This window comes from Pseudarthrobacter sp. PvP004, from assembly GCF_017876035.1.
Classification (GTDB): domain Bacteria; phylum Actinomycetota; class Actinomycetes; order Actinomycetales; family Micrococcaceae; genus Arthrobacter; species Arthrobacter aurescens_A.
Genome location: NZ_JAGINL010000001.1, coordinates 3,918,745 through 3,941,694 on the forward strand (window position 1 = coordinate 3,918,745; position 22,950 = coordinate 3,941,694).

The 22,950-nt window shown below is 61.5% G+C and carries 21 protein-coding genes and 1 pseudogene; 15 read left to right on the forward strand and 7 right to left on the reverse strand.

The features are described from left to right. Positions 1 to 74 precede the first annotated feature (74 nt). A complete protein-coding gene (locus J3A64_RS17780; RefSeq protein ID WP_014920340.1) occupies positions 75 to 680 on the reverse strand; it encodes a malonic semialdehyde reductase in 606 nt (201 codons plus the stop codon). Positions 681 to 884: 204 nt separating this feature from the next. Here J3A64_RS17780 and opgC point away from each other — a divergent pair, with 204 nt between their 5' ends. Both opgC and J3A64_RS17790 read left to right on the forward strand, forming a co-directional pair. Then, on the forward strand, positions 885 to 3,359 hold the full coding sequence (gene opgC / locus J3A64_RS17785) for an OpgC domain-containing protein (RefSeq protein ID WP_210065170.1): 2,475 nt from the start codon (positions 885 to 887) through the stop codon (positions 3,357 to 3,359). 74 nt (positions 3,360 to 3,433) lie between these two features. After that, entirely contained in the window at positions 3,434 to 4,789 is a 1,356-nt protein-coding gene (locus J3A64_RS17790; RefSeq protein WP_210065172.1) for a uracil-xanthine permease family protein, read from the forward strand. A gap of 48 nt (positions 4,790 to 4,837) precedes the next feature. Here the strand turns inward: J3A64_RS17790 and J3A64_RS17795 are convergent, their stop codons facing one another. Then, the gene (locus J3A64_RS17795; protein WP_210065174.1) at positions 4,838 to 6,304 is read right to left on the reverse strand and encodes a GH25 family lysozyme; all 1,467 of its coding nucleotides are present in this window, start codon (positions 6,302 to 6,304) and stop codon (positions 4,838 to 4,840) included. 453 nt (positions 6,305 to 6,757) lie between these two features. Here J3A64_RS17795 and J3A64_RS17800 point away from each other — a divergent pair, with 453 nt between their 5' ends. The 6 genes and pseudogenes from J3A64_RS17800 to J3A64_RS24145 form a co-directional block, all read left to right on the forward strand. Next, the gene (locus tag J3A64_RS17800; protein ID WP_011772866.1) at positions 6,758 to 8,074 is read left to right on the forward strand and encodes an ABC transporter substrate-binding protein; all 1,317 of its coding nucleotides are present in this window, start codon (positions 6,758 to 6,760) and stop codon (positions 8,072 to 8,074) included. Between the two features lie 63 nt (positions 8,075 to 8,137). Then, entirely contained in the window at positions 8,138 to 9,235 is a 1,098-nt protein-coding gene (locus tag J3A64_RS17805) for a carbohydrate ABC transporter permease (protein ID WP_210065176.1), read from the forward strand. Further along, a complete protein-coding gene (locus J3A64_RS17810; RefSeq protein ID WP_210065177.1) occupies positions 9,232 to 10,134 on the forward strand; it encodes a carbohydrate ABC transporter permease in 903 nt (300 codons plus the stop codon). The genes J3A64_RS17805 and J3A64_RS17810 overlap by 4 nt, the downstream gene beginning before the upstream one ends. Beyond that, positions 10,134 to 11,591, forward strand: a complete 1,458-nt coding sequence (locus J3A64_RS17815) for a GH1 family beta-glucosidase (protein WP_210065179.1) — start codon at positions 10,134 to 10,136, stop codon at positions 11,589 to 11,591. Before J3A64_RS17810 ends, J3A64_RS17815 begins: the two co-directional genes overlap by 1 nt. Before the next feature lie 44 nt (positions 11,592 to 11,635). After that, a complete protein-coding gene (locus J3A64_RS17820; protein ID WP_014920332.1) occupies positions 11,636 to 12,655 on the forward strand; it encodes a LacI family DNA-binding transcriptional regulator in 1,020 nt (339 codons plus the stop codon). Positions 12,656 to 12,682: 27 nt separating this feature from the next. Further along, positions 12,683 to 13,423 (forward strand): annotated as a pseudogene (locus J3A64_RS24145) (Gfo/Idh/MocA family protein); the annotation flags it as partial. Positions 13,424 to 13,640: 217 nt separating this feature from the next. Here the strand turns inward: J3A64_RS24145 and J3A64_RS17830 are convergent. Both J3A64_RS17830 and J3A64_RS17835 read right to left on the reverse strand, forming a co-directional pair. Then, positions 13,641 to 13,928 carry a helix-turn-helix transcriptional regulator gene (locus J3A64_RS17830; protein ID WP_071162400.1) on the reverse strand — a complete coding sequence of 96 codons (288 nt, stop codon included), beginning with the start codon at positions 13,926 to 13,928 and terminating at the stop codon, positions 13,641 to 13,643. Next, positions 13,928 to 14,419 (reverse strand): DUF2975 domain-containing protein, encoded by a 492-nt coding sequence (locus J3A64_RS17835; RefSeq protein ID WP_210065181.1) that lies wholly within the window; start codon positions 14,417 to 14,419, stop codon positions 13,928 to 13,930. The genes J3A64_RS17830 and J3A64_RS17835 overlap by 1 nt, the downstream gene beginning before the upstream one ends. Positions 14,420 to 14,612: 193 nt before the next feature. On the opposite strand from J3A64_RS17835, the gene J3A64_RS17840 reads away from it, so the two are divergent. Then, positions 14,613 to 15,179: a type 1 glutamine amidotransferase domain-containing protein gene (locus J3A64_RS17840; protein WP_210065183.1), complete on the forward strand. Its 567-nt coding sequence runs from the start codon at positions 14,613 to 14,615 to the stop codon at positions 15,177 to 15,179. A 92-nt stretch (positions 15,180 to 15,271) separates the two neighbouring features. On the opposite strand, the gene J3A64_RS23770 is transcribed toward J3A64_RS17840, so the two are convergent. Then, positions 15,272 to 15,973 (reverse strand): VCBS repeat-containing protein, encoded by a 702-nt coding sequence (locus J3A64_RS23770; protein ID WP_286176384.1) that lies wholly within the window; start codon positions 15,971 to 15,973, stop codon positions 15,272 to 15,274. 284 nt (positions 15,974 to 16,257) lie between these two features. Next, on the reverse strand, positions 16,258 to 17,076 hold the full coding sequence (locus J3A64_RS23775) for a hypothetical protein (RefSeq protein ID WP_286176385.1): 819 nt from the start codon (positions 17,074 to 17,076) through the stop codon (positions 16,258 to 16,260). 232 nt (positions 17,077 to 17,308) lie between these two features. On the opposite strand from J3A64_RS23775, the gene J3A64_RS17850 reads away from it, so the two are divergent. Further along, positions 17,309 to 17,635, forward strand: coding sequence for a hypothetical protein (locus J3A64_RS17850; protein ID WP_014920328.1), 327 nt, complete (start codon positions 17,309 to 17,311; stop codon positions 17,633 to 17,635). 38 nt (positions 17,636 to 17,673) lie between these two features. Further along, a complete protein-coding gene (locus J3A64_RS17855; protein WP_210065185.1) occupies positions 17,674 to 18,225 on the forward strand; it encodes a dihydrofolate reductase family protein in 552 nt (183 codons plus the stop codon). A 47-nt stretch (positions 18,226 to 18,272) separates the two neighbouring features. Here J3A64_RS17855 and J3A64_RS17860 read toward each other — a convergent pair whose 3' ends face one another. Beyond that, positions 18,273 to 19,226 (reverse strand): DUF5937 family protein, encoded by a 954-nt coding sequence (locus J3A64_RS17860; protein WP_210065187.1) that lies wholly within the window; start codon positions 19,224 to 19,226, stop codon positions 18,273 to 18,275. A 50-nt stretch (positions 19,227 to 19,276) separates the two neighbouring features. Here J3A64_RS17860 and J3A64_RS17865 point away from each other — a divergent pair, with 50 nt between their 5' ends. From J3A64_RS17865 to J3A64_RS17880, 4 genes are all read left to right on the forward strand, one after another. Then, positions 19,277 to 20,539, forward strand: coding sequence for an MFS transporter (locus J3A64_RS17865; RefSeq protein ID WP_210065188.1), 1,263 nt, complete (start codon positions 19,277 to 19,279; stop codon positions 20,537 to 20,539). A gap of 575 nt (positions 20,540 to 21,114) precedes the next feature. Next, the gene (locus J3A64_RS17870; protein WP_238324448.1) at positions 21,115 to 21,585 is read left to right on the forward strand and encodes a hypothetical protein; all 471 of its coding nucleotides are present in this window, start codon (positions 21,115 to 21,117) and stop codon (positions 21,583 to 21,585) included. After that, positions 21,582 to 22,028: a hypothetical protein gene (locus J3A64_RS17875; protein WP_210065190.1), complete on the forward strand. Its 447-nt coding sequence runs from the start codon at positions 21,582 to 21,584 to the stop codon at positions 22,026 to 22,028. Before J3A64_RS17870 ends, J3A64_RS17875 begins: the two co-directional genes overlap by 4 nt. Positions 22,029 to 22,034: 6 nt before the next feature. Then, positions 22,035 to 22,949 carry a hypothetical protein gene (locus J3A64_RS17880; RefSeq protein WP_286176386.1) on the forward strand — a complete coding sequence of 305 codons (915 nt, stop codon included), beginning with the start codon at positions 22,035 to 22,037 and terminating at the stop codon, positions 22,947 to 22,949. Position 22,950 lies beyond the last annotated feature (1 nt).

Consider the following 22,950-nt stretch of genomic DNA (forward strand, 5'->3'; position numbering starts at 1 on the left):
GAGCGTCCAGGGTGCCGGCAATGCAAAAAACGCCCGCTCACCGGAACGTGAGCGGGCGTTTTTGTCGGGAAACGCTAGACGGTGCGAACAACGTCGTCGTAAGCGAACTTCGGCTTGGCTTCGCCCCAGGCGTCCGGGCCGGGCTGGCCGATGTTGACCACCAAGAAGCTCTTCTGGTCGCCGGCCGGGAAGAATTCGGCGTCGATGGCGGCGAAGTCGGCGCCGGTCATCGGGCCGGCAGCGAAACCGAGCGAGCGCACGGCGAGGATGAAGTAGCCGGCCTGCAAGTGTGCGTTGTTGTTGCCAGTAGCAGCGGCTAAAGCGGGGTCGGCGTCGTACATTGCCTTAGGCGCGCCGTAGGCGGGCAGGAACTTGTCCCACTGGCCCTGCCAGTCGGTGTCATAGGACAGGATGGCGACCAGCGGCGCGGAGGCTGTCTTCGCCTGGTTGCCGCGCGAGAGGGCATCTACCAGCTTGGCTCGGGCATCGTCCGAGCGGACGTAGGTCACGCGGAGCGGCTGGGAGTTGAAGGCAGTGGGGCCGAACTTGGTGAGCTCGTAGATGGCGCGGGCCTGCTCGTCGGTGACCTCACCGGCGAAGCTGTTGGCGGTACGGGCTTCGGCAAAAATGGCGTCGACTGCTGCGGCGTCAATGACTGCTTCTTCGTGGGCGATCGTCATTTCGTGAACCTTTCGCTGGGCCCTGGCCCCTGAGCCGGCCGGGCACTTCTGCTTTCCATGGTTGCAACTTCAACTTCCGTTGTCCTCTTCCCGTGACGGTCCGTGACGTTGGGCACAGCACAAAAGTCGGTAGCATCATGCATACGAGCTGCCGCCGCTTTGGGGAGGTTCAGCCGTGGGAATGACGACACCAGAAGGGGCCTGATGCCTACCTTTCCCCTAGCGGCCCGTCAGCGGGCGCTGGCTGTTCTTGCCATGCTTCTGGCGATGTTCCTGATGCCAAGCGCGCAGGCCTGGGGCTCCGTTCAACAGCCCGGCGTCGAGGATCCCGGAACGCGGTTCTTTGGTGCCTTGTTGGACTGGGACACGGATTCGGCAGCAGATTACGCCCAGCGGCTCGGGGCGCCCGCGGCACTCTACGGCCAAAACGTGTCCTTGCCCGTGGACGAAGGCGGCCGCGAATACCTGAAGGGCTACTTCTCCCAGATCGCCGAGCAAGGCTCGCATGCGTTGCTCACGGTCCGCCCCGGGATCCCGCTTAAGGACATCAACCAGGACGTTGCGTCCGCTTTTGCGCGTCAAATCACGACGGCGGCAGCCGGCTTCCGGGGGAAGGTCCTGGTCCGCTTCGCACCGGAAATGAACGCCCCGTGGGTCAGCTGGGGTCAAGAACCGGAAGCTTATCGAGCTGCTTTCGACAACGTAGCCGCAGCACTCCGGGCCACCCTGCCGGATCCCGTGATGGTGTGGTCTCCGACCGCAGAGAAGGATTACCCCTTTCAGGTAGCGACGTCCACCCCTCCCAAGGGTGTGCCCTTGGCATCGCTGGACACCAGCGGGAACGGCATCTGGGACCAGGACGATTCCGCCTTCGAGCCCTATTACCCGGGCGATGACGTGGTGGACTGGGTTGGCCTGTCCGTTTACCACGACACAACGGGCGCCGGCGCGGCCAGTAATACCCTGCCCGCCGCGGGCGAGTTCAATGAAGCCCTGCACGCGTCAAGTGGTGGGGACGGAACCGACAATTTCTACAGCACTTACGTGCAAGCCCGGACCAAGCCTCTTCTGGTTGAAACCGGAGCCTTTTTCTCGCCCGGGGCCGGTGGCGCCGCTGAGCTGGATGTTAAGGAAACGTGGTGGCACCAGGTTTTCGCCTCAGTTGCGGAGCCCGGGAATGGGTCCGTCCGGGCAGTGGTCTGGAACGAAACCACAGAAGTGCGCGATCCTGGCCGGGTGCCCATCGATTGGAGGGCTACCGCCGAACCCTCGCTGGCCAACCCCTTCCGAACCTCGTTGGACACCTCAGGCCTCACCATTGGACCGGTCACCGAGAAGGGCCTGGACAACGTGCCCGGCATTGAGGCACCACAGCCGAAGACGGGGACGGTCATCCAAGGCTGGGCGGCATGGGCTTCTGCCGGATCAGTGCTGGTAGCTGTGGCGGCGTTGTGGTTCTTGTCCTCACGGGCTTTCGCCAGCAAATGGTCCTACACCGGCACGGGTAAACGTGATGCGCGGATCGACATGCTCCGGGGCCTGGCCATCGTGTTTGTGGTGGTTAACCACGTTGGCATCAACTCCGTCTTCCAGTTACTCAGCCAAGAGACCCTGGGGGTGGTCTCGGGGGCGGAGCTCTTCGTCATGCTCTCCGGGGTGGTCCTGGGCATGGTCTATGGTCCCCGGATTGCCACCGAACTCGGGGACGTGGTGGACGGGACCACCAAGCGTGCCTGGAAGCTGTATTTCACAGCCCTCGCCGTGGTCCTGATCGTCTACGGCCTGAGCCTGCTGCCCTTCATCAACGCCGCAGCAGTCACCACGTTCACGGATCAAGGAACCGGCGGGGCGGGGCGCGCGGCGGCGGGAACTACGTATGACCTCTACGCAGGCATGGAGGGGCTGCTGCAGTTCCCCGTCCCGCAGGGGCTCATCCCGGCTCTCCTGTTGCTGCAAGTTGGGCCGTGGCAGTTCAACATCATGGGTCTCTACGTCGTCCTCTTGCTCATCAGCCCGCTAATCCTCGTTGCGCTTTCCCGCGGGTTTACCTGGCTGGTCCTCACGCTCAGCGTCGGCCTTTACATCGCGGGGTCGATCTTCCGTTTCCGCCTGCTGCCCTCGCAGTTCGAGGATTCCTTCCCGCTTCTCGTGTGGCAGCTCCTGTTCGTTGTGGGAATGACCGCCGGGTTCTATCGACATCACATCATCGAGTGGTTTGCCGATCGGCGTCGGCGTTGGCTGCTTGGGGTGTGCATTTTCCTGGCGGCTGCCTGTGCCGTCTTCTCTTGGAGCGGCCCGTATCTGACCAACCAACTGGACTTCCGGCTCGCGCTTATCCCTGAAACGACGTTCCGGTTTGTCTATGACACCTTCTTCAGCCGGACCTACCTTGGGCCGGGGCGGGTGCTCAACGTCTTCCTCATCACCATCGCCTTGTACGCATTGCTAAGTGCCTTTTGGAAGCCGTTGTCACGCGCCGTTGGCTGGTTCTTCATACCCCTGGGCCAAGCCACGTTGTACGTGTTCATCATGCACGTGTTCTTCATTGTGGCCATCGCCAACATCCCTGTGCTGCGGGACGGGAACCTCTGGCTGAACACCGGCGTGTATATCGCCTTGCTCACCATACTTTGGGTGATGGTGAAAACCAAGTTCCTGTTCAGGCTGGTTCCCCGCTAAAGCGCCGCATGTGGGTGGGCATTTGGCGGTAATGTTGCACCGAATCCCAATACTCTTCTGAGGAAGGCCCCGCCATGAGCATGCTCGGCATCAAATGGAAGCTCCACGGCAACGGCAAGTCCATTCGCCCCGGCCACGTGGTGGCTCCCGACGAGCGGCTTGCGTGGCCCCTGACCATCGGCATTGGCATGCAGCACGTGGTGGCCATGTTCGGCGCCACTTTCCTGGTCCCCATCATCACCGGCATGCCGCCGGCCACCACCCTGCTCTTCTCGGGCATCGGAACGCTACTGTTCCTCGTGATCACCAAGGGCCGGGTGCCCAGCTACCTCGGTTCGAGCTTCGCGTTCATCGCCCCGATCATGGCGTCCCAGCAGCAGTACGGCGTTAGCGGCGCCTTGGGCGGCGTGGTGCTTGCCGGCGTCGTACTGGCGCTTATTGGTGCGGTGGTCCAAAAGTTTGGCGCCGAATGGATCAACCGGCTCATGCCGCCGATCGTCACCGGTGCCATTGTGGCGCTGATCGGCCTGAACCTCGCGCCGGCCGCGAAAGCGAACTTCGACGCCGCACCCGTGACCGCGCTGATCACTCTGGTGACGATCATCCTGGTTTCTGTTCTCTTCAGAGGGATCCTGGGGCGCCTGAGCATTCTGGTGGGTGTTGTGGTGGGGTACCTCGTGGCGATGATGCGCGGTGAGGTGTCCTACGAAAAGATGGACGCAGCCGCGTGGGTTGGCCTGCCGCTGTTCCAGACGCCCGAATTCCACCTTGGCGTGGTGGGGCTGTTCGTCCCCGTGGTGCTGGTGCTCGTGGCTGAAAACGTGGGGCATGTGAAGTCGGTGGCCGCAATGACCGGCCAAAACCTCGACGGCGTCTCCGGCCGCGCGCTGATGGCCGACGGCGCCGCGACGGTACTTGCCGGTTTCGGCGGCGGTTCCGGTACCACGACATACGCAGAGAACATCGGCGTCATGGCCGCCACCAAGGTCTACTCGACGGCGGCCTACTGGGTCGCTGGCATCTTCGCCATCCTGCTGAGCTTCTCCCCGAAATTCGGCGAACTGATCGCCACTGTCCCGGCCGGTGTCCTGGGCGGCGCCGCGACCATGCTGTACGGCATGATCGGCGTTCTCGGCGTGAAGATCTGGGTGCAGAACAAGGTCAACTTCTCCAACCCCATAAACCTGACCACGGCTGCTGTTGCCCTGATTATCGGCATCGCGGACTACACCTGGACCCTTGGCGAGCTGAAGTTCACGGGCATTGCGCTCGGGTCCGCTGCTGCCCTGGTGATCTACCACGGCATGAAGGGGCTGGCCCACTGGCGCGGGACCGTCGCCGAACCGGAAACCGAGACGGCGGGGCTGCCGCCAGCGGTGAAGTCGGCGATGAACGCTGCGGCGAAGAGGGGCGGGAAGAAGGGGAAGTAAGGCTTCCTTCCGGACAATTCGGATGCGGCGTTAAGCCGCGAGCAGCCCCTACTGGTCCCCGAACTTGGTGTCGAAACGGCTCATGAACGCGGCCATGGCATCGCGGGCCACTGGCTCAAAGGGCCTGTACGTCTTGGTCCCATCGGCTTCGGTCCATCCGGAACTGATGCCGCTGCTCGCGAGCCACGTGATCTGTTTGTAGAACGGGTTGGTCGTGGCAACGTCCGTAAACGGCGACTCCGCGGGGGCATTGAACTCCGGCGAACCGGCCAGCCTGTACATAAATGCGGCCATGGCGTCACGGGCCACCGGTTCAAAGGGCCTGTAGGTCTTGGTCCCATTGGCCCCGATCCACCCGGTACTGATGCCCTTGCTGGCAAGCCAGGTGATCTGTTTGTAGAACGGATTGGTCGTGGCAACGTCCGTAAAGGGCGACTTGGCGGGGGCTGTGAAGGCGGGTGAGCCTGCCAGCCGGTACATGAAGGCGGCCATGGCGTCACGGGCTACGGGGGCCAAGGGTCGGTAGGTCCTGGCCCCGTTGGCCTCGGTCCATCCTGTTGAAATGCCGCGGGACCCGAGCCAATTGACTTCGGTGGTGAACTGCCCGCCGGATATGTCGGAGAAAATGGGGCCGGGGTTGCTGGCGAAGGCCGACAACTGCTCGGCTGTGCCGTTGAAAACATTCTGATCGCCCGGGAACACGCCGGAATCGGAGTACTGCCACAAGGTGTAGGCATTCCAGCCAGCTGGCAGCGCCCCGGGTGTCGACTCCCACTTGGCGATGTGCAGAGGGTGGTTTCCGAAGCCATTGGCCCTACCCGTGCAGGTATTCCACCAGTCCGTGGTGGTGTAGATGGCAGGAAGGCGGCCGGTTCGCGACAGGATGGTGGTGGCGAAATCGGAGACCCACGACACCATCTCTCCAGGGGTCATTCCGTAGCAAGTGCTGCCGTAAGGGTTGTATTCGAGGTCCAGCAGGGCAGGCAGTGTTTTTCCATCCGGCGTCCAGGCTGCACCGCTCTGGAGGAAGTAGCTGGCTTGAGCGGCACCGGAAGACGCGTTGGGAAGCGCGAAATGGTAGGCGCCGCGCAGCATCCCGGCTGAAGCAGCTCCGGCATATTGGTCAGCGAAGTACGGATTGCTGTATTCGGTCCCCTCGCTGGCTTTGACGTACGCGAACTTGGCCCCGTTTGCTGCAGCCTTGGTCCAGTCCACCACCCCTTGGTGGCTACTGACATCCATGCCCGGCACACCCGGTAATGAAGAAGCGGAATCTGTGGCCTGAATGGAGAACAATTGGCCTGCGCTTTCATGACCACGAATGGTCGATCCCATCGCGTGGTCGTTTTGGACTATGGGCGATTCTTCGGAGGCGGTGGCCGCCGTTGCACCAGACGCGGCGAGAAGCATGGTGGCGAGTAGGACAGCGGCCGTTTTAGCGCCGGCGAACCCTCGTGTCGGCGGTTTGGCTGAAGTTTTCGGGAGGCTTGAGCAGCTGGACATGGAGAATTTCATTCGACGATTCCTTCGACGTTCGAGAGGAACCGGCGCCCCCACGTGGTTCAGCCCAGCCTACTATCCAACGTCACACTCCCACTTCCTCCATGAACGCCGCGCGCCGCTCTAGCAACGCAGAACCCGTGGATGATCAGAATTGGGGTCCCCGCCCCGTATTCAACAGAATGCACCCTCGAACGCTAACACCAGTGGCAACAGACCCTGCAGCAGAAAGGGGGGCCGAGGTGCGTGGGATATCGGCTCGTCGAGGGGTTAGCTTTCGGCAGAAAGGGCCCCCAATAACCCCGAGAGCTAACCCCTCGGCGCGAGTGGTCTTTTAGAGACACAGAGTAATCGTCAGAGAGCGCTCTCTTGACGTACGTGACTTGCAGCACATACATTGGACCCACATCTCAGAGAGCGCTCTCTCGCCCTTGGCGTACGGTCGCTCGAACACACAAAGGAGTGATCGTGGAGTTTTCGCGACTAAGGAAATTCACTGCCCTGGCCGGCGTAGCCTCTCTTGCCCTCGTGGCGGCAGGCTGCAGCGGCGGAGGCGACAAAGCGGCGAGCGCCGACAACCCCGTCACACTGACTGTGACGACGTTCGGCACTTTCGGATACGACGACCTGTATGCCGAATATGAGAAGCAGAACCCCGGCGTCACGATTGAGGCCACCAACATCGACCGCGGTTCCAACGCCAGGACCGATGCGTTCACCAAGCTCGCCGCCGGCTCTGGCCTGAGCGACGTCACCGCCATCGAGGAAGGCTGGCTCGGCTCCATCATGGAGGTTTCGGACCAGTTCGTTGACCTCAAGGAACACGGCGCCGAGGACATCAAAGGCAACTGGGTGGACTGGAAGTACAAGCAGGGCACTGACCCCAACGGGCGCGTGATCGGCTATGGCACGGACATCGGACCGCAGGCATTGTGCTTCAACGGCAAGCTGTTCGAAGCGGCCGGCCTACCGAGCGACCGCGAAAAGGTGGCCGAGCTCTTCGGCGGCAAGGACGCCAGCTGGGATACGTACTTCAAGCTGGGCCGCCAGTACAAAGAGGCCACCGGCAAGGCCTGGTATGACCAGTCCGGCTTCGTCTGGAACTCCATGGTCAACCAGATGGACGAGGGTTACTACACGAAAGACGGCAAGCTGAACGTCGAGGGCAACAAGGAGATGCGGGCAAAGTTCGACATGCTCGCTGCAGGCACCGCCGATGGCCTGTCCTCCAACCAAACCCAGTTCGACTGGGGTAACGGCAAGGCCTTCGTGGACGGTTCCTTTGCAACACACGTATGCCCGGCGTGGATGCTCGGCACCATTAAGGGCCAGCTCGAGTCCGCCGGCGGCGGGGCAGCAAGCGGCTGGGATGTAGCTGACGTGTTCCCGGGCGGCGCCTCCAACTGGGGCGGTGCCTTCCTCTCGGTTCCCAAGAGCTCCAAGCACCCTGCTGAAGCAGCCAAGCTGGCAGCATGGCTGACCGCACCGGAGCAGCAGATCAAGCAGTCCGCGGCAGCGAACAACTTCCCCAGCACCTTGGAAGCCCAGGCAAAGATCGTGGAAGCAGCCAAGCCGAACGAACTGTTCAACAACGCTCCCTACGGCGCAATCTTTGAGTCCCGCGCCGAGGGTGTCATCGCCCAGTTCAAGGGTCCGGATGACTCTGTGATCCAGGAGAACGTGTTTGGTCCCGCCCTCAAGATGCTCGACTCGGGCAAGGGCACGGCCGATCAGGCTTGGAACGAAGCCGTCAAGCTCCTCAACGACCTCGTGGTCAACAACTAGCAGCACCCGGCCGTGGGGCCTCCGGGAAACCGGAGGCCCCCTCACAGAGTCTGAGACCCGTCCATGACCACCACATTGAATCGCCCGGCAGCCGGCAGAACGGCTGCCGGTAAACCGAAACCGACCTTCCGCCAACGTTTGAGCGTCTTTGATATGAAGGCGTCCCCCTACTTCTATATCGCCCCGTTTTTCATCCTGTTTGCCTTGGTGGGCCTCTTTCCCCTGGGCTACACGTTCTTCGTCTCCCTCTTCGACTGGCACCTGCTCAAAGGCCAAGGAGAGTTTGTAGGATTCCAAAACTTCGCGGAGGTGCTGCAGGACAGGTTCTTCTGGAACTCCTTGTTCAACACCGTCAGCATCTTCCTGATCTCCACCATCCCCCAGCTGATCATGGCTACCATCATTGCCGCGGTCCTGGATCAGAACCTCCGCGCCAAGACCTTTTGGCGCATGAGCATCCTGCTCCCCTACGTCGTGACTCCCGTGGCTGTGGCCATGATCTTCACCAACATGTTCGGGGAGCAGTACGGGCTCATCAACAACATCCTGTCGAGCTTCGGCATCGACCCCATCATGTGGAAGAACGACACTCTTCCCAGCCACATCGCCATCGCCACCATGGTGAACTGGCGCTGGACTGGCTACAACGCGTTGATCCTCCTGGCGGCAATGCAGTCGGTGCCGCGCGATATTTACGAGTCCGCAGCGATCGACGGCGCTGGCTCGGTCCGCCGCTTCTTCAGCATCACCCTCCCGAGCATCCGGCCCACCATGGTGTTCGTCATTGTCACGGCGACCATCGGCGGGCTGCAGATCTTCACTGAGCCCCGGCTCTTCGATCCCGTGGCCGCAGGCGGAACGGCACGGCAGTTCCAGACCACCGTGCTTTACCTGTGGGAAATGGCCTTCCAGCGGCAGAACTTCGGCAAAGCCTCCACTATCGCTTGGCTCCTGTTCCTGATCATCCTGCTTTTCGGCATCGTGAACTGGCTGATCTCACGCCGTATCGCCACCAATGGCGACGATCGCGGGGCGGCCAGCCGCCGCCGTCGGAAGCGCGCTTTGGCAGCGAGCGCAAAAGCTGACGACGCCGGCCTCGCCGCCCAAGCGGCAGGGGCACCGGCCGCCGCACCAGACTCAACCCCGAGGAGCGGGCAATGACCCTCACGCAAAACCGCCCACAAGCACCGGCCCCTCAGCGAACCTCCCGGTCCCTGACCGCACGGAAAGCACTCTTCGGCAACGGCCGCCGGCCTGGCTTCCTCACCTACGGGCTGCTGCTCGCCTTCTTCCTGGCCTCGGCCTACCCGCTCTGGTGGTCCGTCATCATCGGCAGCCGCTCCAACGAGGCCCTCGGGGAAACGTGGCCGCCACTTTTCCCGGGCGGCAACTTCTGGACCAACGTCGGGGAAGTCTTCGACACCATCCCGTTCTGGCTGGCACTTGGCAACAGCGTACTGATTTCAGGCATCATCACCGTCTCTGTTGTGGGGTTCTCCACCTTGGCCGGGTACGCGTTCGCCAAGCTGCGCTTCCGTGGCCGCAACTGGCTGATGGTGGCAGTCATCGCCACCATGGCCATCCCCACGCAGCTCGGCATCATCCCGCTGTTCATGCTGATGCGCACGCTGGGCTGGACAGGTGAGATCGGCGCCGTCGTCATCCCCACGCTGGTCACAGCGTTCGGTGTCTTCTTCATGCGGCAGTACCTGGTGGACGTGATCCCGGACGAGCTCATCGAGTCGGCACGCATGGATGGAGCGTCCATGATCTCAACGTTCTGGCATGTGGCACTCCCGGCCGCACGTCCGGCCATGGCAATCCTCGGTCTGTTCACGTTCATGACGGCGTGGACTGATTTCCTGTGGCCCCTGCTGGTTCTCGACGCCGGCAACCCCACCTTGCAGACGGCGCTCAGCCAACTGCAGTCGGCCCGCTACGTGGACTATTCAATCGTCCTGGCCGGTGCCGTCATGGCAACACTTCCCCTGTTGGCTCTCTTCGTCATAGCGGGACGCCAACTCATATCCGGAATCATGCAAGGAGCAGTGAAGGGCTAATGCCATTCGAAGCAACAACCCACCCAGCGATCACACCTCATAACAGGGTGTGGCCCGAGGGCTTCCTCTGGGGTTCGGCCACCGCCGCAGCCCAGGTGGAAGGTGCCAGCCACGAAGGCGGCAAGGAAGATTCCGTGTGGGATGCCTTCGCCCGTATTCCGGGTGCCATCGCCAACGGTGAGACGCTGAAGGACGCGGTACAGCACTACCACCGCATGCCCCAGGACGTCAGGATCATGAAGGAGCTGGGCCTGGATTCCTACCGGTTCTCTACCAGCTGGTCCCGTGTCCGGCCCGGCGGCCGTTCCGTGAACGCGGAGGGCCTGGACTTTTACTCGCGGCTGGTGGATGAACTGCTCGACGCCGGCATCCTCCCTTGGTTGACCCTTTACCACTGGGACCTGCCGCAGGCGCTGGAGGAGAAGGGCGGCTGGGCCAACCGCGACACCGCCTACCGCTTCGTCGACTACGCGAACGACGTCTATTCGGCTCTGGGTGATCGGGTCCAGCACTGGACCACTTTCAACGAACCGTTCTGCTCATCACTCCTTGGCTATGCGGCCGGCGTCCACGCCCCTGGCCGCCAGGAACCGGAAGCAGCCGTCGCGGCGATCCATCACCAGCACCTCGCCCACGGTTTGGTGGTCAACGAGCTGCGGAGTCGCGGCGCCCAACAGCTGGGGATCACGCTCAATCTCAGCAACTCCATCCCGCGGGATCCCTCCGATCCTGTGGACCTCGATGCCGCCCGGCGGTTCGATTCGCTGCAGAACAGAATCTTCCTGGATCCAATCCTCCGTGGCGCCTACCCGGAGGACACCCTCAATGATCTTGAGCAGTTCGGCATTCGGGATGTCATCAAGCCCGGCGATCTGGACATCATCGGGGCTCCCATCGACTTCCTGGGCGTCAACCACTACCACGATGACCTCATCAGCGGACACCCCACTGCTGAACACGGCGACGGCCACTCGGGCGGCGCAACCCGTCCGACGTCGTCGTGCTGGATCGGTTCGGAAGATATCGCCTTCCCCAGCCGCGGCCTGCCACGCACGGCCATGAACTGGGAGGTCAACCCGGATGGACTTCGGATGCTTCTGGTGCGCCTTGGCGAGGAATACCCAGCGCTGCCGCCGCTCTACATCACGGAAAACGGTGCGGCATACGAGGACGTCGTCAGTCCTGACGGTGCAGTCCACGACGCCGAGCGGACCCAATTCGTCCTGGACCACATCGCAGCCGTGGGTGAGGCGCTCGATCAGGGCGCCGATGTGCGCGGCTACTTTGTTTGGTCGCTCCTGGACAACTTCGAATGGTCCTGGGGATACGGCAAGCGCTTCGGGGTGGTTCGCGTGGACTACGACACCTTTGAGCGGACGGTCAAGGACAGCGGACTGGCATACGCCCGGGTCATTGCGTCAGCCAAGGCATCGGCGAGCGCCACTGTGAACGCCTAAAGTAGCCTTCAAAGGCATACTTTTCTTACGTTCCGGAGATGACGATGACGCAGGACACCAGCGGCCCCCGGCCGGTACCCACCCTTGAGATGGTGGCTGCCTTGGCCGGGGTCTCGCGGGCCACTGTGTCCCGTGTAGTCAATGACAGCCCGAGCGTAGACCCTGAGATGGCGCAGTCCGTGAGGAAGGCCATCCTTGCACTCGACTACACGCCAAACCGCGCGGCACGCTCGCTCGCCAAACGACGGGCAAATGCCGTCACGCTGATCGTTCCGGAGTCAACGTCCAAGGTCTTCGCGGATCCCTTCTTCGCCTCTGTTGTTCAAGGCATCGCCCTGTATCTCACGGATACCGAGTACACGCTGAACATGGTGATCTCCTCGGAGTCGAAGCCCGAGAAAACCCGCAGCTTCCTGCTCGGAGGCAACGTGGACGGCGTCCTGGTGGTCTCACACCACAGTGGTGACAACTCCTGGACGCATCTTTCAGGATCACTTCCCATGGTGTTTGCGGGACGTCCCTTGGTAGGCGGCAAAGAGAGCTATTACGTGGATGTGGCCAACGAGCAAGCGGCCTACGATGTCACCCGGCTCTTGACCGAGAGCGGCCGAAAGAACGTTGCCACGATTGCAGGTCCGCAAGACATGCCGCCCGGGCTCGACCGCCTTGCCGGTTGGCGGACCGCTGTGCGGGAGGCAGGTCTTGGGGAGGGCTTGGTGGAGGAGGGCGACTTCACCTTGGCATCGGGCGCCCAGGCAATGCGCCGCTTGTTGGATCGAGGCGTGCCCCTTGACGCCGTCTTCGCAGCGAATGACCAGATGGCTGCCGGCGCCTATACCGCCATCCAGGGGCGTGGCCTCCGCATCCCGGAGGACATCGCGGTGGTCGGTTTTGACGACGATTCCTTTGCTACCTCCGTGACGCCTGCCCTCACCACAGTGCATCACCCGATTGTTGAACTCGGCAAGAAGATGGCCGAGACCCTGGTGAACCTGATCGAGGGCAAACCGGCGGAACGCGTCACCAGGATGCCTACCTCGATCGTGATCCGCGATTCCGTTTAGCGTTCCCATGCCCTGAAAGGCTCTTCCATGCTTCCTGCTCCCGTCAGCACCGTGGCTCCTTCCGTCGCGACAGGTCGCCCCATCCGCTGGGGAGTGGTGGCCACCGGCTCCATTGCAGCGCGAGTGGTGCAGGACCTGGCGCTCCTCGACGACGCCATCTTGCAGGCTGTCAGCTCCCGCTCTGAGGCATCGGCCCGCGCCTTTGCCGAGAAGTTCGGGTTTGCCACGGCCTATTCGGACGCCGGAGGGGCGCCGGGCTACGAGCGGCTGCTCGCCGATACCGCCGTCGACGTCGTTTACGTCGCCACGCCCCACGCGCAACATCACGAAGTGGCGCTGGCGGCGCTTAGGGCGGGGAAGCATGTCCTGTGCGAGAAGCCCATTGCCATGGATGCCGTGCAGGCGCGCGAGCTGGTTGATCTCGCGCGGGAGCGTGGACTGTTTCTGATGGAGGCGGTGTGGACCCGGTTCCTGCCGAGTTTCTGCCGCGCCGTCGAGATCTTGCGGTCAGGGGAGATCGGCGAGCCGCGCTGGCTCCAGGCTGACCTCGGCTTCGTACCTGCTTTTGATCCTGCATCGCGGATCTGGGATCCGGCAGCCGGCGGAGGAGCATTGCTGGACCTCGCCGTATATCCGCTGACGTGGGCGCTCGGAGTTTTCGGTGAACCCCTTAGTATGCTCGCCAGCGGAGTCTTGACTCCTGACGGGGTCGACCTGCAGAACTCCCTCACCCTGAGCTACCAGGGCGGGGCGCATGCCCAGCTCATCACGTCAATCGGCGCAGAATGCCCCAGCGTGGTGACGGTCGGAGGGGCGGAAGGTTGGCTGCGATCCTCTGCTCCCCTGTTCAACCCGGCCGAGCTCATTATCCAGCCACGCAGCGGCACGCCGCGAACGGAAAGATTCGAGGTGACCGGGCACGGATTCAGCTACGAACTGCGCGAGGTGACGCGTTGCCTTCAGGCCGGACTGGCGGAGAGCCCGTTCATGACTCCTGAGGAGTCGGTTGCGATGATGGAACAGTTGGACGAAGCTCGCCGGCAGATGGGTCTCCGCTATCCCAGCGATCCTCAGACTCCCACCGGAGCAGATCACCTGGCTGACACTCCAGCACCTCGCACAGCGCTTCGAGCGTTGTAAACCTCACGGCCTTCGCTCGCCCGTTCTTGAGTACAGCCAAGTTGGCCGGCGTGATGCCAACTTTCTCGGCAAGCACTCCTACGGGCATTTTGCGCTTGGCCAGCATGACGTCGATATCCACGATGATCGGCATCAGATCACCTCGTCCAGCTCGGACCGGAGATGCTTCGCTTCTGCGTCCCGGGCTACGGCTTGGGCGAGCAACGTCCGCATCACCAGCACAACCAACGCCACTCCCCCGATCATCAACGCTGCCCCGCAGATCAGCATTACGATGCCTGGCGCTATCTCACCGGGAGCCAGGATCACGGCGATACCGAACATCAGCACCGCAGCAAAGGCGATGGCCCCGAAGATGATGTCCACGAAACGGAAGGCTCCATGCGAAAACACGGTGCCGCGACGCACCATTGTCAGCAACCGCCACACACAGACTGCCACCGCCTGGACACACAGAATCCCCAGGACCACGATGGCCAGCAGCGCAATGCGCGGACCGTCCGGAGCTCCGGCCTCTACTAGATCGACCGAGAATAACGGCACCATCCACAGCTGAATGAACAGCGAGCCAGCGAGCACCATCGCGATGACGATCCGCAGCGCGAGGATTGTCAGCTTTCCCATGGGAATCTCCTTTATCGAACAACAATGAGATTCTATCGTTATTCGATAGTTAAGCAACTTTCCCAGTGAATACTCAGAATTAGTCAGCTTGCTTACTAAAGCATCCTTCCCTAGGGTGGAACAGGTCAGACAAACAACTCTCACAGCGGCGGCATCGCCCAAAAAGCACCCCGCTGCGCAACGAGGAGGAACAATGTCAGAACACAACATCGCAGGCAAGAAGGTCGCATTTCTGCTGACTGACGGCGTGGAGCAGGTGGAGCTCACCAGCCCGTGGCAGGCCGTCAAGGACGCCGGCGGCGAGCCCACCCTTGTGGCCCCCTCCAAGGGAAAAATCCAGGGATTCAACGGCGTGGACAAAGGCGACACGTTCGACGTCGACCTTGCAGTGGCCGACGCGGATGCCTCCAACTTCGACGCGCTGGTCCTCCCCGGCGGCGTCGTCAACGCCGATCATCTCCGCGTCGACAAGGATGCGCAGAACTTCACCCGCGCGTTCTTTGAGCAACACAAGCCGGTGGCTTCCATCTGCCACGGACCATGGATCCTCATCGACGCCGGCGTCATCAAGGGCCGCAACGTCACCTCATACCACACGCTCCAAACCGACCTGAAGAACGCGGGCGCCAACTGGACGGACGAAGAAGTCGTTGTGGACCAAGGCCTGGTTACCAGCCGCACTCCGGACGACCTCCCCGCCTTCAACAGCAAGGTTGTGGAGGAGATCTCCGAGGGCCAGCACGCCGGCCAAACCGCTTAACGGGCCCTGCCCACTTACGGCAAGTGCCGCCGTCGTACTTTCAGGAAGTACGACGGCGGCACTTGCCGTTTCGCTACAAAGTTGCCCGCTGCCTAGAACAGTGCGGTGAAGACGTCCCAGTCCGCGCCAACCAAATAGCGCGGCTTCCAGTTACCCGATTTGAATGGGTAGACGTACATGTACCCTGCGCCATCGACACCCAGAACGTCGTGCCAGCCGTCGCCGTCCCTATCTCCTGCGCTATAGATCGTTTTGAAGGACTGCCAACCGGAGCCGATCACCTTGGCGCCTAGCCATCCTCCCCTGCCGTTTGAGGAATAGAGGAACAGCTGGCCACTGCTGTTCGTGGCGAGGAGGTCTGCGTGCGAGTCTCCGTCGAAGTCACCGGGCGAGAAGACCCTTTTGAACATATTCCAACCAGCACCAACTTGTCGGGGAGCCAACCAGCCGCCCTTGCCGTTGCCGGGGTAAAGGAGCAGCCTGCCGTCGCGGTCCTTCGCCAGGACGTCGTCGTGGCCATCCGAGTCGAAATCGCCGGGAGCAATGAGTTCAGTCATTCCCTGCCAGCCGACGCCCACCACGGACGCGGGTTTCCACCACGACTGTCCGTCGGTGGGATACATCCACAATTCTCCGGACGGTTTCCGGGCCATGACATCGGGGAACCCATCCTCGTTGAAGTCGCCGGGGGAGAAGATCTTGTCAAAGACATTCCACCCCGTTCCGATTTCCCTGGGGAACGCTCCAAAATACGGGCCCCACTCCCACAGCCTCCCATCAGCACTTCGAACCATGTAATAGTCGCTGACTCCCCTACTCTCAAACTGTCGCGACGGAGCAGGGTTAGTCACTTCGGCCGTCCATTCACTGCCGAAACGACCAACAATTTTGCCGTCAAGGGAAATGACGACTAGAGCCGATATTGAACCCCCGCCATCTGAGTCTTTGACCAGGTAGCTCGCGCCGGGAGCCGCCGGTGATCCAGCATAGGACGTCGAAAGTGTTCGCCAAAGCACTTCCACTTTGGGTTTCGCGCCGAGGGGAATGCCCTTAATGGACGCGACATCAAAGTTGGTATTCAACGTGGAACCGATCCACGGCTTGGGCTGGCGGCAACGAACAGGTACGGCACCGACTCTGCGGATACTGATTTGAAACCGGGCGTAATGGTGGTGATCCGAAGCTTGAGGTTCTTCCCGTAATTAGGCGAGGATGCCCAACCAACGAAGGGTTTCGTCGAGGCCATGGTGCCGTAATTCTCAACCAGGCCGTCCACAACCCATTGCACCTTGATGATATTGACGCCTGTGGTCCACGAGCCCGGGGAAATCGTTCCTTGAACCGCCCGACTCCAGTCAAGATCCATCCTGGCTGCAAAGCTAGGCGCAAGGGTATTTTGCGGTACAAGCAGGACACGAGACGGGTTCTTGATAACAAAGTCCAGTGACTGAAGGCGAGGGTCCCCGGCGCCGTCTACGTTTAAGGCCTCATAGGTGCTATTGCGGAGGAACCGGACATAAGGGTAATCCACGCCTGGCTTCTCGTATTTCACGTCAATGGAGGACAACCTGTATAGGCCGTCGTAGTAGTCATCACCGCCAACGACCGCCGAGGCTTCCGCGGTAAAGGCGCCCGGGCCGGGATTCCCCGACCACTTGATTTGGCGGGTCTCCGAGAGCGACTCGTCGTAGTAGCTGAATACGACACTTTGAGCCGGTTGGCTCAAAGTAAATCGCACCTTCGCAGTCTGCCCAGGCGCTAGTTGGGCTGCAGAGACCAACTCCACGGCTGTGAGTTGGGGAGCTTCGCTCGCCGCTGTGGCGGCCTGGGCCGGCAGGGCAGGGAGCCCGACCATCATCAACAGCACGGCCACAAGCGCAGCCGTCAGCTTGGACAAAAGCCTATGTTGACGAGACTTTTCCGGCACGCCAGCGTCGGTATTTGAGCGCACTTCTCCCCCAATATTCAGGCTATGGATGGCCTGATAGAGGCCTCTCGGTAGAGAATACAGTTTCCTCGCAGAAATACGTGCTATGTGACCGCAGCGCTGGCGGCAGTTCCGCCGTCGTAATGTTGCGCAGGTCACACCCGACGCATACGCTGGGGGGCGCTGCAGCGTGGCAGCAAGGATGAAAGGCAGTACATTGGCCAGCGACAAGCTCTCCGTAGTTGTTCGCGTCGACGTTGACGGCGAACTGATCCAGATCGCAGCGACCGGTCGTGTGACCACTTTGAGCCTCCAGGGGCTCTACCCCGTGGTCCAACGGACCAAGAGCCTGGGCGGTGGCCTCGGAGTTGAAATGGACCTTACCCAAGCGACCATTGATGAGGACGCGTTGGATCAACTCCAAGGGTACGCCGCGCTCCACGAGGTGCCGGTCCGTCTGCCCGCAGAGTTCGGCAACGTGACGGCCCTTGCGCCCCGCATCCTCCAAACCACCAGCCGCGCCGCCTAACAGCGCCGTTCAACGCCGCCGCCCAACAGGAGACACAGATGCGCAAAGTTACCGCTGGCCTTTTCCACTCAGTGGACGGCGTGGTGCAGGACCCCTTCAAGTTCCAGTTCGACAGCTTCGACGAAGAGCTCGGCGCGGGACTGACCAAAATGATCAACACGGTGGACACCGTGGTTCTGGGTCGCGTCAGCTACCAGGAGTGGGCTGGCTATTGGCCGAACGCGCAGCAAGACGACGACTTTGCAGCCTTCATCAACCCTGTGGAGAAGTTCGTTGCATCCCGCACCCTCACCGAGCCCCTTGAATGGGAGAACTCGCACCTGATCGAGGGTGATGTTGAGCAGTTCGTCACCGACCTGAAGGCGCGGGAAGGCGGCGAAATCGCTGTCTGCGGCAGCATCTCCTTGGTCCGACAGCTGCTGTTCGCGGGCATCCTCGACGAGCTCACCCTGATGACACACCCTGTGGTGGCCGGCAGCGGGCGACGACTTTTCGAAGACGGCGATCCCCTGCACCGGCTCGTTCTCGAGAACCAGTACGCCACCAGTAAGGGCAACGTAGTCAGCACATACAGTCTGCGCAAAGACTGAACGCACGACGGCGGCACCCGCCTGCCGCCGTCGGGCCGCCTCAGCGATCACCCCAACAGCAACGACGCGCCCAGCTCGCTCCTGAAGTAGAGCACGCTGTGTCCGTAGCGGGTTGAGGTCACGAGTCCGGCGTCTCGGAGCACTCTGAGATGCTGATTCACGGCGGACGTTGTGACGCCGAAACGAAGGCCCAACTCGGTGGACGAGGCGGGAGCAGCCAGGGCCGTGAGCAGGCTGGTCCGAACCTCACCCAACACGGCGACTATCGCGGCCGGATTCGTGACCCGCTCGGTCTCCCACATGGCACCTTGGCCCCGGGCCGGGTACATCAGCAGCGGCGGGTCGCCGTGGTTCACGGGAGCAGAAGCCCTGCGGGTGAACATGGTGGGAACAAGGGTCAACCCCAGACCGTCAGTCGTTTCGGTCCGCGACGCCGGGTTCTTCAGCCTCACGGAAATGACGCGGCCGTCGAACTCCACTGCACCGGACAAATCGTTGAGCATGGTGAACAGGCCGCCCTGCGCAATCTGCCGGCCGCGGTAGACGATATCCGCTTCCAGGATGGTGCGCATCCGCAGCCAGTGCGGGGCGAAACAGGTGTCCCAGAACTCCCGGAGGATACGGACCATTCGTCGGATCGCCGGACCTACAGGGCCGGCGAAAACAGCCGGAACATCGCCGTGCACCCGGATGAGGTCACCATGAAACTGCTCGGCGGAAATCCGCTCCAATGCCGCGAACTCGTCGTCGATCCGGGTGAGTGGGGACTCAGGCCGGGGGTTCAGGAAGTCCGGCGTCCACAATCGGTCATCAACCAGGGCCAGCAAACCCTCGTGGTCCAGGCGCGAACGGGCCTCTTCTGTCCGACGCAACCAAGGTAGTTGAAGTGGGTACTGGCTGGGATCGCGAATAGCCCTCAAGGAAAGTCCAAGTTCGCACAAAGGCGAGATGCCAAAACGCACGCCGCCCAGGTCTGCGTCTGACAATTCGTACCTCAACATGAAGCATTACGCTACATCAATTCCAGCCGCTGTCAGGGGGTGGCAGAACTATGGGTGTGACTAAATCCCCCGCAGACACCGCTCCTGCCCCACAGCGCACCCTCCGCGTGGCACTCTCCGATTCCACCCTCAAGATCCTCGCTTCAGCCATCCTCGTTTCCACACTGGGCCGCGGCATCTTCCTTACCCTGACCGTGCTGTACTTCAGCCGCTTTGTCGGCCTGAACGCCGTGGAAATCGCAGTGATCCTCTCGGTTTCCAGCGGCGTCGGCGTCGCAACTTCGTATATCGGCGGTCGACTTGCCGACCACTTTTCCGCGCGTCGGCTCTTGGTCGGGATGGTAGCCACCCAAGGCCTCGCGATCGCAACCTACACGTTCGCCGGCAACTTCAGTACCGCCGTCGTGCTTGCCTGCATCGCGGTAGGCCTCGATCGGGGTGCGAACGCCACGCGTTCCGCAATCATCGCCAGGGCTTTCGACGGCCCTCACCGTGTGAATGCGCGCGCAGTCCTCCGCACCGTCACCAACCTCGGCATTGCTGTTGGAGGCATGATTGCCGGACTCGCACTGTTGGCCGGAACCGCCGACGCATTCCGGGGAATGATGATCAGTGCCGGCGTGGTCTACATCCTGAGCGCCCTGCACCTCCGCCGCCTCCCACAGCGTGTAGACGCACCGCGCCGTGATCCCGCCGCCCCGGCACCGAAGCGCGGAATCTCCCCCTTCAGGGACCGTCGCTACGTACTGCTGACCGTGTTGTCCGGTATTTTTGGCATGCAGTTCGGACTCGCCGAAATGGGTGTTCCGTTGTGGATTTCACAGGACACCAGTGCCCCGGAGGTCCTGATATCCGTCATCCTTGTCATCAACACCGTGTGTGTCGTCCTGCTGCAAGTGCCGCTCTCCCGGGGCACCGACCACCCTCGCCGTGCAGGAAAGATCGTGCTGACTGGTGGGGTGCTCATGGCCGTAGCCTGCGTGCTCTACGCAGCGGCGGGCGGAGCGCCGGTCATCGCCGCCATCGCCCTGCTGTGCGGCGCAGCTCTCCTTCATGCGTTTGCGGAAATCCTCTCGCAAGCGGGAGCCTGGGGACTCAGCTTCGAGCTCGCCAACCCACTCCAAGCCGGCGCTTACCAAGGGATGTTCGGTATGGGATCAGCGCTGGGCGCCATGCTTGCACCGCTCGTGGTGACCGCCACGGTGGTAGAACATGGTGCGCTGGGGTGGGCAGTCTTGGGTGCTGTCTTCCTCGCATCCTCAGCGGGCGTCGCGCTGATAGCGCGGAAGGCATCGACGGCGGCGGTCGCCTAAAGAGACGCGCTTATCTGCGGAGGACCCTGCGCTGCCAACTCCTCAGCACGCTTGGGCCGGACGGTTTCCCGAGTTGGTCCTGGTCCCCAGATTGACCCTGGTCCTCGGCCACGCAATCCGGGCAAGGCCCATCAGGGAACTCACCGACTTGCTTCCAGATCCACCCCTCCAGGCAGTGGTCGTTCCGACAGTCCTTTTGCACCACAGATCATCCCCTCAAGCGCCACTTCTCTCCCGCGCTTTATGTGGCGCACCGGGGTGATTCATTACGCAAGATAGCGCAGGTAATCTGAGCAGGATCCGCTCCGGGGACGAGAGATGCCGGCAGGGTTCGTGACAGTGCCACGGTAAGTGCCGCCGAAACCCGGCTCCTGAGAACCTGTCCCCAGGGCGGGTTTCGGCGGTGTGGACTTGAATCCCCCAAGAAATCAAGTAAGCGACAGCCTACAGACATGCTCCGCACATGTACAACTCAGTTGTAACTCATGGCCTATACGCTGTGAACAGCATCAGGTAAAATTCTTTGTCGGCTGTCCGCCTGCTCTGTGCAGCGGTCGCACCATAAACAGCTGACCTTGGCTGAAGGAGCTTTAACGATGGCAAATGGGGCCCCCAGAGTGTTCCTAACGCAACAACAGAAGAAAGAGCGCCTGGCGGATCGCATGGGCATCCTGGTGGATATCTGGGAGTCCGATAACAACACGGCGCTCACTTACCCTCATGTCGAGGAAGCACTTTCTGCTCACGGAATCCACATGTCGCGAACACGGTGGTCTTACTTAATCAATGGCACTGGCAGCCTGGTGACGGATCAAGAACTCCTGAAGGGCATCGCCGAGCTCGTTTTTTCCGTACCAGCCAGTTACCTCGTTGATCTCAACAGTGAGACTCCTCCCGAGGTAGAAGCGCGGATGGAGTTCCTTGTGCAGATGCGCAAGCTCAAGGTGAAGAATTTTGCCGCGAGAAACCTTGGGGCAACTTCGCCCGAAACGCTAAGGACAATCACCAGGATTATCGATGCGTCGATGAACGGTGAGGATGAATGACTCTCCCGTCGGTTCAGGACAAGGTTCGAGAGTTATGCGGTGACGGCACCACGTCCATGAAGGAAGTTGTGGACCGCCTGGCCGTGATCTGCAAGAAGCCGATCAATCTGATCGAGTACAAGGAGTCCTGGGGTGCGCTGACGGCATTCAAAGCCGAATTCGAAGACCGCATCAACGTCTATTTTCCCCCGCAGAAGTCGCAACAATACAAACTTCACTGCATATATCACGAGCTCGGACACATCTACTTGGAGAGCTTTCAGATGGCCTTGGCTCTGCCGGACCTCTCCGAGGAGATGCTGCGGGAAACCGCGGACGCAATCAGTGTCACGTGCCGGTCCGTTCCAAATCATCCCGTGGAACGGTGGGTGGAGGACTTCGCTTTCGAGATGTCGAAGATGACCCGTTCACGCAGCTCGTCCGATCCTGATCCTTTCCTTTAACAGACCATGAAACTGCTGCTTTTCGCGCTGCTGAGCGCCCTGTGCCTCCTTCGGATCCCATCGGTGATCAAAGTGGCGGAATCCCGGACGTCGTGGGTGGCGTCAGTATTCGGACTCGCGGCGCTCTATGTCCTGGGAACGGTGACACCCTTGGAGGACATCGACAGCCACCTCGGTGGCGTCAACGTGACAAACCTGCTTCAGGCCATCTTCGCGCTGCTGGCGATCTTCTTCTTCAACGACAGCGTGCGGCGCTTGGCGAACGTACCCGTTGTCAGATGGACCTACTACGCTCCGTTGCTGAGCATTCCCGTCATGATTGCCAGCTTCTCCCTGATTGCGGGCAAAGCTCCAACGGCTGCCGACTTCATCGATACCCGCATGGACCAGCTGGCAACTGCCGTGTACAGCGGGACGTACATGTTCGCATTGTTGTTCACCGTGCTCAGGATCATCTACATGCTTCGGCACAACGCCAAGGGACCATACGCAACATTCTCAGCGGGCTTGATGGTGGTTGCAGTGGCTGTTTCCTGCCATATCGCGTATGTGGTGCTGTACTACTTCTCGCCCTGGGACGACTTCGCCCGAGCGATCGGAACCTGGTTCGACCGCCTTTTCTATATAGGCCTCACGGTGACGGCGGCGGGGTGGCTGATTCTTTTCCTGTCCAAGCAGCTCCCTAGGTTGCGTCTCTGGATGATCGATGCCCTATGGCTGACTGCGATGAGAATGCGGGTTAACGCAGATCGGTCGCGCGTCAGTCCGGCATGGGACCTCTTCAACGAGACACTCGAAAATGGCGTCTACAAGAGCCTTATAGTCCTGCACAACTACGAGCGGGTGAACTTGATGGAGTTCCCGGAGTCTGTTCAGGGCCGGATCAGCCACATTGAAGCCAAGCTGGACGCGCAGACGTAGC

Bases quoted from the DNA above. Each gene is read 5' to 3' on its own strand.
- J3A64_RS17835 (WP_210065181.1), bottom strand. From the start codon at position 14,419: ATGGGAAAGCTGACAATCCTCGCGCTGCGGATCGTCATCGCGATGGTG.
- J3A64_RS17780 (WP_014920340.1), bottom strand. From the start codon at position 680: ATGACGATCGCCCACGAAGAAGCAGTCATTGACGCCGCAGCAGTCGAC.
- J3A64_RS17820 (WP_014920332.1), top strand. From the start codon at position 11,636: ATGACGCAGGACACCAGCGGCCCCCGGCCGGTACCCACCCTTGAGATG.
- J3A64_RS17790 (WP_210065172.1), top strand. From the start codon at position 3,434: ATGAGCATGCTCGGCATCAAATGGAAGCTCCACGGCAACGGCAAGTCC.
- J3A64_RS17865 (WP_210065188.1), top strand. From the start codon at position 19,277: ATGGGTGTGACTAAATCCCCCGCAGACACCGCTCCTGCCCCACAGCGC.
- J3A64_RS17850 (WP_014920328.1), top strand. From the start codon at position 17,309: ATGAAAGGCAGTACATTGGCCAGCGACAAGCTCTCCGTAGTTGTTCGC.
- J3A64_RS17880 (WP_286176386.1), top strand. From the start codon at position 22,035: ATGAAACTGCTGCTTTTCGCGCTGCTGAGCGCCCTGTGCCTCCTTCGG.
- J3A64_RS17830 (WP_071162400.1), bottom strand. From the start codon at position 13,928: ATGCCGATCATCGTGGATATCGACGTCATGCTGGCCAAGCGCAAAATG.
- J3A64_RS17805 (WP_210065176.1), top strand. From the start codon at position 8,138: ATGACCACCACATTGAATCGCCCGGCAGCCGGCAGAACGGCTGCCGGT.
- J3A64_RS17795 (WP_210065174.1), bottom strand. From the start codon at position 6,304: ATGAAATTCTCCATGTCCAGCTGCTCAAGCCTCCCGAAAACTTCAGCC.
- J3A64_RS17810 (WP_210065177.1), top strand. From the start codon at position 9,232: ATGACCCTCACGCAAAACCGCCCACAAGCACCGGCCCCTCAGCGAACC.
- J3A64_RS17855 (WP_210065185.1), top strand. From the start codon at position 17,674: ATGCGCAAAGTTACCGCTGGCCTTTTCCACTCAGTGGACGGCGTGGTG.
- J3A64_RS23770 (WP_286176384.1), bottom strand. From the start codon at position 15,973: ATGGTTCGAAGTGCTGATGGGAGGCTGTGGGAGTGGGGCCCGTATTTT.
- J3A64_RS17815 (WP_210065179.1), top strand. From the start codon at position 10,134: ATGCCATTCGAAGCAACAACCCACCCAGCGATCACACCTCATAACAGG.
- J3A64_RS17875 (WP_210065190.1), top strand. From the start codon at position 21,582: ATGACTCTCCCGTCGGTTCAGGACAAGGTTCGAGAGTTATGCGGTGAC.
- opgC (WP_210065170.1), top strand. From the start codon at position 885: ATGCCTACCTTTCCCCTAGCGGCCCGTCAGCGGGCGCTGGCTGTTCTT.
- J3A64_RS17840 (WP_210065183.1), top strand. From the start codon at position 14,613: ATGTCAGAACACAACATCGCAGGCAAGAAGGTCGCATTTCTGCTGACT.
- J3A64_RS17860 (WP_210065187.1), bottom strand. From the start codon at position 19,226: ATGTTGAGGTACGAATTGTCAGACGCAGACCTGGGCGGCGTGCGTTTT.